The sequence below is a fragment of the Spirosoma areae genome (assembly GCF_054781775.1).
Genome location: NZ_BAAGTT010000037.1, coordinates 21,503 through 33,114 on the forward strand (window position 1 = coordinate 21,503; position 11,612 = coordinate 33,114).

Consider the following 11,612-nt stretch of genomic DNA (forward strand, 5'->3'; position numbering starts at 1 on the left):
TAAAAAGCACCGCTTCATTGTAGGACCTGCTCCCCGCTAAAGGGTCGCCGAAGGAACTCACTACACTAAAAATCTAACCTCTCGCCGGGTATTGACTGGCCGGGGTGCCGGGCTTGGCCGTTTTGTGCCTGGCCATTCATTTGTGGGGGGTGATTGTGGGTGGCTGTATCGCTGTGCCTGGTCGCTGGCTGGCCAACAAGGTTTCTATTTCTTCCTGAATGCGGATAAAGTTTTTCTTTATGGCCTGGCTGGTGGCGGTCGTAACTGGTACAATTTCCGGTATTGGTCCCGGCTCCGTAGCTTTTATCTGGGCTTTGAAACTGCTAAAATCCGAATTCACGAGCTGGCCGTAGAACTCGCCCGTCTGTAATTCTAACACGTCCTGGATACGTACCCGGCTCCGCTCCGTGTAGCTGTGGGAAACGCTGCGGCCTTGGGTCGTCTCAAAATTACGGCTGCTCTCGTTCTGGCCTTCGCTTCGTTGTTGCACGTACTCCCGGCCCCACAAATCCGCAATGTACTGTGCCGTTTCCCGGTGGCCAACCCGCCCGTAAAACTGGTTGTTCAGGTTGGATAACAGCGCGTCTTTCTTGCTGCGCCCGTACATATCCTCAATCTGGCTAATGTCCTGCGCTCCGTAGATGGTCGCTATGCTGCATGTTTATGCTTCATATTATTCGCGCAAGAAATTGTCTATATGTAAATTATATGTCATTCTACTGTCAATGAATATGTTAAAAATGGGATTAGTTAGCTCGTTATTTTTGCATTAAAATATAATCAAGCACTATGTCGGACGTAATAAAGAAAAAAGTAGGGCTAATCATAAAACAAGCCCGCAAAAATAAGGAATTAACACAAAAGGAATTAGCTGAACGTATGGGGGTTACAAAAACAATTGTAACAAATTATGAGGCAGGCAGACAAAACCTAACGATTGAAACTTTACAAAAGGTGGCTGACGCATTAGGGTCTGAACTTATGATTTCAATAGTATAAAAATTTTATACAAAAAGGTTTGATATACCAAACCTTTTATTTAATATTGTATTGATAATCAGGCAATAATCCGTCAGTATGTTCTTTCAACTTAGTTATTTCATTCTACGGTGAATGCCAATAATCACAACAATAAAAAAGCCCCTAACGCTAACATCTTGGCGGAGGAAGCGAAGGGGCGAACGTCACACTTAACTATATAGTCAAATGCAAACGGTGCAAAATAACGCTGTTTCTAACAGCCATGCAAACCCCTTTGAGCAAGTGATTAGCTTGCCGCTGGTTTCCACGGGTGCCCTTTACGCCCAAATCGAGACCCTTCGCAATGTTTACCTGCTGACCAAAAACCCCTATATGGTCGCCCATAATGGCCGCTTACTGGCTGACGAAGTGCGGACTCTATCGCACCAACTTGAAACCCTAATTGAAGGGTTAGACCCTGTGATTAGAGAGGCTATAGAGTCCCATTCATTAGAGGCTGAATACCTATAAATTCCATGAGTAGTAAACAAAGGGACAATGTTGTTTCAGTAAGCAACCTTGTCCGAATTATTCGCCGGATGGATGAATATGAAAACTGGAAAAGAGTAGTATTCATACGGGATAGGTTCACCTGTCAGCACTGCGGGGCCAGGAATGGGCGCAAACGGGTTATTGAAGCTGACCATATTGTAAGTATTAACCTACTTGTCAGGGAAAACAATGTGAACAGTTTAGAGTCGGCACGTTCTTGCAATGCTCTTTGGGACATAAACAATGGGCGAACTTTATGCCATTCATGCCACGAACAAACAGAATCGTATCCGACACGCTTTGTACTAAATAAGCCAATCTAAATAATACTGTTTATAGAAAATGGCCTACCCATAGATGACACAATGTATATGGGTAGGCTTATACTGTTTTGTAGAACATCACATTATGAAAAGCCTTCCCAACTTTCAGAGTGATTATTGAAATTTGTTTGTTTGGGACTGGTAGAGGGAAGAGGTACAGTATTGATTTTTATTCTTTCTGCTAAAATCTTATTGACCGCTTCTTTTATCTGTAGAAAGTTGGTCCGTTTCTTGTCCTCGGTTACAGTTGTGGATGCCTTGATAAGTTTAGCTTTTGAGGGAGGGGCTATTAATTGGCTAACAAGTCCAGATACGTTACATTCAGCAATGAATCCAGCGAATTGACCGGTTTATAAATCACGAATGGTTTGCATGGGTAATCGGTCTCATTGTTGAATCGAGGTACTAATATTTTAACTATTCGATGAGTTTCTATCTTCAGAAATTTGGCCAATTGTTAATATTCGACATCATATTTATAAAGCAGGATTGTTACCCGTTGTAATCTTTTTGAATCAGTGAAATGGCCATAAAAATACTTCGACAAGTTACCCAATAACATTTCAAATTGCTGTGGTTTTAACTAATCTTCCATTTGAGAAATATTATGAACCATATAGACAGTTGCTACCTCACTACTTCCGGCGGTAGCGGGCAACTTATGAAAATTGAGAATGAATAGGGTAGGTGCCTCATCTAAAATTATCATGTTTGATTTTCTACGGGGTTATTCATTACTTTAGTTGCTATTACAATAATCAGAGACATTAACAGAGAATAGGTAGCTGATATGTGAGTATCATCACCCATAATCTAAATAACTTGGCTTTTCTAAGTTTTTTTAAAGCGAACGACACATTTAAGTGAATTTATTTAATTATGGTATTGCCAAATACACTTAATAAAATAATTGACTTTTATCTATTGTTATATTTATTTTATTTGTCTTTTTAGAAATTATATGAATGACTCTTTGCATAATATTCTAAAAAAACATTACATTATTTTCAGTTTATTGCTTCTTTTTATATTTTAAATTGTATAAGACGATTATTTTATTATCCACCAATTTTGAAAATACATCATTTTTGTATGATGCGATTGCGCTTTTGCCTATAATTGTATTCCTAATCGTCTTTCACTTTTTAATCTGGTATTAAACGAAATATACCACTGTTTTATGCATTAACAGTAAAAAAACCTGTCTAAATGTATGATAATCAATGGAATTAAATGTAAGTGTAAAAAGGTCATTTTGTGCTACTCACTCACTTACTTGTTGAATCGCCTTCCCCTGCGGGTTCGGCGCAAAGTAATTTTTTGCAAAATTTAGCAAGAGGAAAGAGGTCTTCGACACTATTCTTTCGTGCATTGTGACAATAAAAATCTGATAATCAGGCTATTATAATTAAGGTTTATAAGTAGATCGTAATTGTAGAAATGCTAAAATACTGACTATCAGGGCATAGAATAATTATTTTCCTAATTATGGCGAAGTATAAAACAATTAGTGTAAGCGAAAGCACGTTTGCTGAGTTTGAGCGAATGGCAGAGAGTTATGGATTAACAAATAAGGGACTTATAGAGGCAATGTTGACATATTTTAAAATCAGTAAGGCTGATCCAAGAGACCCTAAAGCTGACAATCCGACAGACGCTATAAAGGCTCTGGATCGTCGGTTAGTTAGTTTTATGAAAGAGCAGGAAAAAAAGTTATTAGTACCTATGAAAGATGCCTTATTTGAGATAGCCAGTACTGAAGGAATGCCCAGGCGCGAGGATTTAAGGATTGTCAATGCCAATGTTAAAAAGATTATTACTCACCTAAATATTAAATCATAAATGCAAACAAAGTTTGGTAGCCCTGTAAAAGGAAACAATAAAGGAAGTAGCACCAGATTAGTAACTTATTTAGAAAAAGAAAATGACAAAAAATTAATAATGGAGCAGGAATATTTTTTTTCTGCTAACCGTGACAAATGCAATAAGTATGAAGTTATTTGTCAAATTGATAATAACGGAAAAGGACAAGGTTTAGAAACAAAAGACGACCGATTCTATTCAATTATTATTAGTCCAAGTAAAAGTGAGTTGGGGCATACTGGTAATGAATCTGAAAAATTGAAAGAGTATACGCGTAAGGTAATGGAGAATTACGCGGCCAATTTTCGCAATAGTAGAGGTGAGAACAGAGGTATAGAAAGTAAAGATTTAGTTTGGTATGCAAAAGTTGAAAACGAAAGGAAGTATAACTACGAATCATTAGAGGTTAAAACCGGTCAGGCAAAAGCCGGTGAAATAAAGGAAGGCGATCAAAGACATATTCATATCATCGTGTCTCGTTGTGAAGCACGAGAAAATAGGCATGTTTTAGAAGCAAATAAAAACATTAATAAAGAAAGAACTACTCAAATAAGCCCTATGGTAAATAATAAAAAATTGTTTGATAGAGACGCATTTTATAAAGCTAATGAACAGACTTTTGACAAACAATTTAGTTATCAACGTACTAAAGAAGAATCTTATGAGTATTGTAATGCTATCAAAAATGGTACGAAAAAAGATTACGATCAAGCCTTACAAAAAGACCAAATTAAAAGAAGTAAGGATAAGGTTTTAGAACAAAGTAGACAAATTGGAATGAGCATGTGAATTAGTGTAAACCTCAAACGTTATTTAAAATGAACTTTAAGAACAGAGAACGCGGAGGAATCGCAACAGTTAGAAATATTGTAGTTGCAGTAGTTTTGTACTTTGTACTGGCAACAGTAATAGGAGCAATGAAAGGAATAATACCTGGCGTTTTATTTGCAGGTATTTCATTAGTGCTCACTTTAGGATTGGGAGCTTTTATCGTGTATGAAATTTTCTTAGGTAGACCCGATAATACTATTGATAAAAACCGCGCTGCTGCTTCAAGGCGTACTGACCGAGATATTAAACAGACAGTTTTTTCGTTCAAAACGGTTCACTCAGATATGCCGACTATGTATCTGACAAATCCCTATCGGGGAGTTTTGGTAATTGGAGGGGCCGGGTCCGGCAAGAGTGCCAGCCTAATAGAGCCAATAATTATTCAATCAATTCAACAAGGGTTCGCAGGTATACTTTATGATTTTAAGTTTCCCTCTTTGGCCAAAATTGCTAAGTATGCGGAAGATACCTATAAAACGCCTACGAAGCTTTATTACATCGACCTCGAAGACTTAAACCGTTCCCATCGAGTGAACCCACTGCGGCCCGATCTGATGCGTACACAGAGCTATGCTGACGAGTGCGCTAAATGTATACTTAACAATCTTAAACCTGAAAGCATACAAAAGTCAGATTACTGGACAGATGAGGCTACAAGTTACCTAACCGCCGTAATCTGGTTTTTAAGAGAAGAGTACCCTAATTTCTGTACACTTCCTCATGTAGTCAGCTTAGTATTAGAAGACACAGTAAAAGTGGTAGAATTATTATCAACCAATGCTGAGACACGCGGCACGGTGGCCAGCTTACGGGGAGCAATAGAACGTAAGGCAGAGGCCCAGGTTGCTGGTATAGACTCAACCCTAAAAACTGCCCTACGAAAGATTAACACCAAAGAAACAGCATGGGTATTGTCGGGAGATGATTTTAATTTGAATATTAATGACCCAGAAGAACCCAAGTTTGTAACATTAGGCAATTATGATGGTTTAAAGGGGGTTTTTGGCCCTATTCTCGCGCTGATCGCAACAGTAGCTCTCAAGCAAATGAATAAGCCAAATAAACAGAAAAGTGTTGTAATTCTGGATGAAGCCCCGACTATATATATTCCTAATCTTGAACATATACCAGCCACGGCACGAGCTAATAAAGTAGCAACAGTATATGCAGCTCAGGACCTAAGCCAAATTGAAAACGCATATGGACGACTAAAAAAAGATACTTTAGTCGCTAATTTAAGTAATCAGTTCTGGGGACGGGTTGGACTCGTGAGTACGGCTCAGTATGTGGCCGAACTATGGGGTAAGCATGAGGTTCTACAAACTACCCAAAGTGTAAGCAAGAGTACTAACGGAGTAACTATTTTCAGTCAACCTTCCTTTTCTAAAAGTAAGAGCGAAAGCCTACAAGAGCGACAACGAATCCAAATAAACGATATTACGGAACTAAGTGAAGGCGAATTTTTCGGCCAATTAGTTGAAAGCGATCACAGCAGTTTTAAGGCACAATTTCAAGCGCAGCAGATAGGCCCTTTGCCTGAAATGCTACCCTTTCAGAACATCACAATAGAGCAGATAAAGGCTAATTTTTTGCAAATCCAGTTAGACGTTCAGGGAATATTGTATCGTGAAGTAGAGACTAAAAACACAACGCAAAAAGATGATTTTTAGAAACTTAATTCTGAGAACCAACTACTGGCGTTCGTCCGGCTAAATATCCTATAAGTTGGGTTGTCGCCTTTGACGACAAAGGCATTGGCTTTCTCAGCCCCTCTATCGCATCTAAATAGTGAATGGGTGAGGAACCCATCACGCTGGCCAGTTCTTTACCCAGATGATCTACGACGAGGGGGGGCGTATAAAATCCCGACAGTACGTTATTTCGGATGCCCGATAGAAATTCTTCCGCCCGATCTCCTGCGGCTTCGGCTAATAAGGCATGAAGTTGTTGCACGCCCGGCCGTAATTGAGCATCCAACCCCGTTTTCCATAGGCTGTCGTCCCCGACCGGTAATAAAACCGATTTAAGCGCCCCAAAACCACTGTAGGCGGCTAGTATATTCCGCTTCTCATCAGTCAGCTCAACTACATTTCCGGCTTTAGTACGCAGGTCGATGGCGAACGCTAAACGCAGGGCCTCCAGATTAGCGGCCAGATGCGCGCGGTGATTATAGGCCATTAGCTGAAGTGTTTATCGAGATACTCAGTCAGTAATCCCACGATGTAAGCGTCAGCCAGTCGGCTTGGCGGGTCGGTTAGTAGCGGCATGAATTGCTGCACGAGTTTCCCAAAATGAGGGGGACTGGCAAGTGCCGGCACATGGGCGAAATCAGTGGTCAGTATATCTTTTAACCGACTGGCCGCATCGAGGGTAGGGGTGATGGTTTCCAGCATCACTGCTTCGGCATGTTCAATAGCTAGGTTCACGGCTGCACCCGCCCGGCGTTGCTCTTCAAAAGCCTGTCGAGCAGCTTCGGTGGCTGACTCCAGTATGGCATCAGGTATGTTTAGATCGGCGGTTAGGGTGTTTAATCGCAGCGAAAAGTAGTCCGTTTCCATGAACGTAATCATTAGCTAAAAGCCACCGTGGCTCGGCTAAAATACGACAAAAGGGGAAGGACAAAATAGGCTTTAAACGCAGTAGGGACGAAAGGATTTAAAGAGAGGACGAACTTGGCCAAAGTTTGAAAATTTTGTATATGTCTTGGTGTGCTAAATGTCCTTGTCATATTTGCGTGGCTGGTTAGCCTTGACTTATATTGAGATAAGATGGCAATTTTTTAATCAATGATATAGGAATTTAAGCTGCATAATCGACCATCTTTTTCCAGAAACAATGGGACGTTTTTCTGAACGCCTTAAGAGAAGGGGAGGGGTATATTTACACCACTGACATCCATCACCTACTGCCTAGCAGCCAACATCTAGCTGGCTTTCTGAGGAAGTGTTTACTTAAAGTGACGCACTGAAATTTATTTTGAAATAATTCAGTTATATTCATGCAAAACTTCATAATGCTATGGTATCACCATCCGTACAGCTTTCTGGTCTTGGCTGGGGCTTTTCTACCGCTGATCTAATTCTACAGGCTCGCCAGAAGTTACCCCGGAGTCGAGTCGACCAAGTAGCCCTGTTAGGAGGTCTAACCAAAAAGCAGATGGCACTTGTTTTAGGTGTCACGGAACGGAACTTATATAATCATCATCAAGGGGAATTATCCGTTCCCCTCTCGGAGCGGCTGTTATTGCTGGAGAAATTATTTCAGCACGGACTGGCTATCTTTGACGGGCACCGGGAGGGATTTTATACCTGGCTTCGTACCCCCTTAGCTGAGTTGGCTACCCCTGAGGTAGGCTTTGCTTCGCCGGTGACGGAGTATCTCCCCCGTCCCATGGCCCAGATGGGCACCAAGCAAGCCCCCCCCGATTTGTCATCGGCAGCACAGGCCCGTCGGGAGCGATTGGCCAATCATAAACTAATCGCTACGGAACCTATGCCGCCTTATCCGACTCCTTTATCGTTACTGGATACGGTCACCGGCTGTAAACTGGTGGATAATGTCTTTACCCGCATCGAGTCCGGCGTATTTAGCTAAGTCCTATGCAATAAGCAGTTGGAGTGGAGGTATATCGTATTCTAAAAGAGCCGTATTGGCATGACCCCCTCTCGGTGATTGGGGCCGAGATAGCGGGTGGGCGGTGGAATCCACCGGGTGTGGGTATTCTCTATACGGCTAGTTCACCCGCCTTAGCCTTGCTGGAAACGTTGGTTCATTTTCCTAAAATACCCTATGACCAACTTCCAGCATTGCGCATCTTCACCTTACAAATTCCAGATGGTGAGGTTCGATGGATCTATCCTGAATTGTTACCCGATGAGTGGGCTTATCCAACGGCCTTACCCTTAACGCAGTCGATTTTTGCAGAGTGGTTGCAAAGCCCGCTTGACTTAGGCATCGGTGTCCCCTCAGCAGTGATGGACATCTCCTATAACGTGCTATTACATCCCAAGCACCCCCTTTATCAGGATATTGCTATTTTGGGTAGCCAAGATCTGATTCTGGATCAGCGCTTATGGAACGGTCCAGTTTCCTAAAGGGCAATTATAGAATTCAATCGGAGGTTTAAGTGAACGATTTTCAGCGGTAGCTGATCGTAACACAACCCCATCATTGATAGCAACATAACGAGTTCATTAAATAGCATTCGTTACCTATTTAATGGCCGGAAACGGCTTTGACCCGTCCTAATTTGTGTTGACCGTTTGTTGGTTATCCATCTTTTTATTGACCTGATTCGTCCGGAAAGTATTGACCGTTCGTGCAGGCACCATTGAATACCAAGGACAACTTGAAATGGGTATTCGAAGTTACCCGCACAATCATTTGATTTCAGGATCAGATAACAGGTAGGTAGCGAACGGAAGGTCATCCCATTCTGAAACTGGTTTTTTCGTTGGAGTCAGTGGGGTCGTACAGAGTCATCAGCGGAACACGCGGGTGGTAGGCCAGGGGGCGGGTTTCGCTGTTTTTCCGCAACACATCAAAGACGCTTTTGTGATGGGGCAGCATGATAAATAAATCCACCGTATGGTTATCTAAATAGGCATTGATGCCTTGCTGTACATCCTCGTTCTGGATACTGTAGGTGTCTATCTGAGGGCCGTCAAAAGCCCTGAGTACGTATCGATGACTCAATTCGGAGGCTTTCATGTCTGGTTGCTTGGGGTTTTCGATGGTTAGTATGATGAGTTGAGCCGCTTTTCGACGGACCAGGTCTGTCAAAAATACAAATGACTCCGCATCATTGACGGACCGGTAATCCGTTGCCAGCACCACCCGCTCAAGCTGCCGGATGGGTGAGGAAGCTGGCACCACCAGCACATTCGTATTAGCGAACCGGACCACACCCGTAGCGACACTGCCAAAGAATTCAGTACGGCCCAAACCGGTAGCGCCCACCACAACCAGATCGAAATATTCCTGAGCGAGCAGGGTCTCAACGGCACTTACCGGACTGCCCAGCATCGCCATTGTTCGGTAGCTATGGTAGCTCGGCACCGGCTGCTGCGTCAGGGTGTGCTCAAGTTGCAGTAAGGAATCCTCGGCCAACCTTCGTTGTTCATGCAGCAAAAAGGCCCCGGTGAACCCCTCGGTCGGTTCGGTTGAAAACGCATGGAGTAAATAGAACTGGGTAGCGGTATCGGCAAAGAGTGCCTGCGTAAAAACCAACGCATGGTGCGAAGTCGAAGAGAAATCGGTCAGAATCAGAATCTTGTACATGATAATCAAGGGTTAACGAGATAGAGCATAATCAGCAGACTTTTCCTGCCGTTAGCATCTGCCTGCCAAACATGACGCTTAAGGCTGCCAGCCACCACCAGTCGCCTTAACGAGGTAGATGGTCTGCATTAGGCGCTGACCAAGCAGTTGCAGCGCAGCACTTTCGGCCGTCAGTACATCGCGGTCCGCACTTACAACCTGTAGATACGTCACCAGGCCGCTACTGTACTGCTCATGTACCAAAGCCGGTACGCCAACAGCGACCGTTGTTGCTGCGCCGACTGAGTAGCTAAATGGCGCAGGTTTTCCATACCATCTTCCACTTCGTGCCAAGCGGTTAGCGCCTGACTCCGATAAAAGGCCAGTATCTGCTCGCAATAAGCGCGGGCTGTCGCTACGGTTGCCCGCGTTCTTCAACCGTAAAACACGGGAATGGACAAGGTTTGGCCAATAAGCCAGCTCGTACTGTTCCCCTTGATGAGCTTGTCGATATGCTGGGATAAAAAACCGACAGACCCTGTTACCATCAACCTGGGTAAGATAGCCGCCTGAGCGACTCCGGCCTCGGTTCCCACTACCAATACACGACGCTCTGCCGCAGTAATATCGGGTCGGCTCCGTAACACCTGAGCGGGAAGATCAACCGGGATGGCCGGCAATGGCAGTGGTTGTGAGTTGACGGGTATTGTCAGCGGTGAGAAACTGCCGCAAAGGGCCTTTAGTGTGTTTAGTGACAGTTGCCGCTGCCGGACGTTATCTTCCAGTTGCTCATCAACGGAAGCCAGTTCGCTCTAGGCTTGGGTGATATCCGTTTCGGTCACTAGCCCACCCTTGAACAGTGACTGGGCCAGTTGCAGACTTTCCAGCCGGGAGGTCCGCGTTCGCCGGAGTACGTCGCCCAGCACTAGTATGAGCAGGGCGGCCACCATAAATGTGTAGGGGCGATTAAGTGCCAGTCGAACAATCCACATGCTGGTATGACGTCTAAATAATCAACGGTCGATTCCTTCGGGTCGCGGGACAAGATGGTATAGCCTATCGCGCCATGGTTTACTCCCACCCCCACTTTTTGAATACGTTGTGCATCGGTTCCGTTTTCATGAACGCGATGAACTGACGGGCCAACTCCCCTTGCCTGGTAAAGCGGCTCAGGGCGATGGGCGTTGAGCGGAATAAGTTCTCGCTGGGTGGAATGGGCACCAGTTCGGTTTCTTCTTTGAGTCGCTGATGCCAGGAGATAAAGGTAATCCAGGCATCGTACCGGCTATCCTGCTTCCAGGCCGCGATACCCGCAGCACCCGTCATAAACGTTTGCCGGATGTTGCCCTGAATGGCCTGGCTGAGCCCCTGGCGGCCAACCAGGTCTTCCCAAAGACCCACCTGCGCCGACCCGTTGACATCCAGTATAGCGATACCCGGCTTAGCCAGATCAGCCAGACTTCGTATATCCTTGGGGTTACCGGGCCGTACCAGAATCCCGGCCCGTCGGGCGTAGAGTTCCGTACGGGTAGCCGGATCGACCAGATTGGGGTAATCGCTCATAAACTGGGTGAGCATGTATTCGGCCCCACTGTAAAAGATGTCGGCATTCTTTCTGGCCGCATCAATCCAATCCGGATCAGGCCCGGCGATTACCTTAACGGGATAGCCGGTTTGTTTGCTGAAAAGTTCGGCGCTTTCGTTGATGGGGCCGAATGGTCCGCCGGGGCCATACACATAGAGGGTATCGGTCAATGCGGGGGCCTGTGCCTGAAGAAACAGCGGCAGAAATAACATAAGTATCAGAGCTAATTTGTCCATAGT

At 44.3% G+C, this 11,612-nt stretch carries 15 protein-coding genes; 7 read left to right on the forward strand and 8 right to left on the reverse strand.

What is annotated here, in order from left to right; translation table 11 throughout:
• Nucleotides 1-136 precede the first annotated feature (136 nt).
• The gene (locus ACYVI1_RS22550; RefSeq protein ID WP_460913182.1) at nt 137-652 is read right to left on the reverse strand and encodes a TraM recognition domain-containing protein; all 516 of its coding nucleotides are present in this window, start codon (nt 650-652) and stop codon (nt 137-139) included.
• Nucleotides 653-789: 137 nt separating this feature from the next.
• Between ACYVI1_RS22550 and ACYVI1_RS22555 the strand changes: the two genes are divergently transcribed.
• The 5 genes from ACYVI1_RS22555 (at nt 790) to ACYVI1_RS22575 (ending at nt 6,199) form a co-directional block, all read left to right on the forward strand.
• On the forward strand, nt 790-999 hold the full coding sequence (locus tag ACYVI1_RS22555) for a helix-turn-helix domain-containing protein (RefSeq protein WP_460913094.1): 210 nt from the start codon (nt 790-792) through the stop codon (nt 997-999).
• A 207-nt stretch (nt 1,000-1,206) separates the two neighbouring features.
• Entirely contained in the window at nt 1,207-1,491 is a 285-nt protein-coding gene (locus ACYVI1_RS22560) for a hypothetical protein (protein WP_460913095.1), read from the forward strand.
• A gap of 1,832 nt (nt 1,492-3,323) precedes the next feature.
• On the forward strand, nt 3,324-3,677 hold the full coding sequence (locus ACYVI1_RS22565; protein ID WP_460913096.1) for a BfmA/BtgA family mobilization protein: 354 nt from the start codon (nt 3,324-3,326) through the stop codon (nt 3,675-3,677).
• A complete protein-coding gene (locus tag ACYVI1_RS22570; RefSeq protein WP_460913098.1) occupies nt 3,678-4,487 on the forward strand; it encodes a DUF5712 family protein in 810 nt (269 codons plus the stop codon). It begins immediately after the preceding gene.
• Between the two features lie 29 nt (nt 4,488-4,516).
• Entirely contained in the window at nt 4,517-6,199 is a 1,683-nt protein-coding gene (locus ACYVI1_RS22575; protein WP_460913099.1) for a type IV secretory system conjugative DNA transfer family protein, read from the forward strand.
• Between the two features lie 4 nt (nt 6,200-6,203).
• On the opposite strand, the gene ACYVI1_RS22580 is transcribed toward ACYVI1_RS22575, so the two are convergent.
• Nucleotides 6,204-6,707: a hypothetical protein gene (locus ACYVI1_RS22580; RefSeq protein ID WP_460913100.1), complete on the reverse strand. Its 504-nt coding sequence runs from the start codon at nt 6,705-6,707 to the stop codon at nt 6,204-6,206.
• The gene (locus ACYVI1_RS22585; protein ID WP_460913101.1) at nt 6,707-7,087 is read right to left on the reverse strand and encodes a hypothetical protein; all 381 of its coding nucleotides are present in this window, start codon (nt 7,085-7,087) and stop codon (nt 6,707-6,709) included. Before ACYVI1_RS22585 ends, ACYVI1_RS22580 begins: the two co-directional genes overlap by 1 nt.
• 598 nt (nt 7,088-7,685) lie before the next feature.
• Here ACYVI1_RS22585 and ACYVI1_RS22590 point away from each other — a divergent pair.
• Together ACYVI1_RS22590 and ACYVI1_RS22595 are read left to right on the forward strand one after the other, a co-directional pair.
• The gene (locus ACYVI1_RS22590; protein ID WP_460913103.1) at nt 7,686-8,123 is read left to right on the forward strand and encodes a hypothetical protein; all 438 of its coding nucleotides are present in this window, start codon (nt 7,686-7,688) and stop codon (nt 8,121-8,123) included.
• A 23-nt stretch (nt 8,124-8,146) separates the two neighbouring features.
• Nucleotides 8,147-8,623 (forward strand): RES family NAD+ phosphorylase, encoded by a 477-nt coding sequence (locus tag ACYVI1_RS22595; RefSeq protein ID WP_460913104.1) that lies wholly within the window; start codon nt 8,147-8,149, stop codon nt 8,621-8,623.
• Nucleotides 8,624-8,954: 331 nt separating this feature from the next.
• Here ACYVI1_RS22595 and ACYVI1_RS22600 read toward each other — a convergent pair whose 3' ends face one another.
• From ACYVI1_RS22600 to ACYVI1_RS22620, 5 genes are all read right to left on the reverse strand, one after another.
• Nucleotides 8,955-9,809 (reverse strand): universal stress protein, encoded by an 855-nt coding sequence (locus tag ACYVI1_RS22600; RefSeq protein ID WP_460913105.1) that lies wholly within the window; start codon nt 9,807-9,809, stop codon nt 8,955-8,957.
• 78 nt (nt 9,810-9,887) lie between these two features.
• Nucleotides 9,888-10,142: a hypothetical protein gene (locus ACYVI1_RS22605; RefSeq protein WP_460913106.1), complete on the reverse strand. Its 255-nt coding sequence runs from the start codon at nt 10,140-10,142 to the stop codon at nt 9,888-9,890.
• Between the two features lie 80 nt (nt 10,143-10,222).
• The gene (locus ACYVI1_RS22610) at nt 10,223-10,468 is read right to left on the reverse strand and encodes a TolC family protein (protein ID WP_460913107.1); all 246 of its coding nucleotides are present in this window, start codon (nt 10,466-10,468) and stop codon (nt 10,223-10,225) included.
• A gap of 132 nt (nt 10,469-10,600) precedes the next feature.
• Nucleotides 10,601-10,780 (reverse strand): hypothetical protein, encoded by a 180-nt coding sequence (locus ACYVI1_RS22615; protein WP_460913108.1) that lies wholly within the window; start codon nt 10,778-10,780, stop codon nt 10,601-10,603.
• A gap of 79 nt (nt 10,781-10,859) precedes the next feature.
• Nucleotides 10,860-11,609, reverse strand: a complete 750-nt coding sequence (locus ACYVI1_RS22620) for a substrate-binding domain-containing protein (protein ID WP_460913109.1) — start codon at nt 11,607-11,609, stop codon at nt 10,860-10,862.
• Nucleotides 11,610-11,612: the final 3 nt, after the last annotated feature.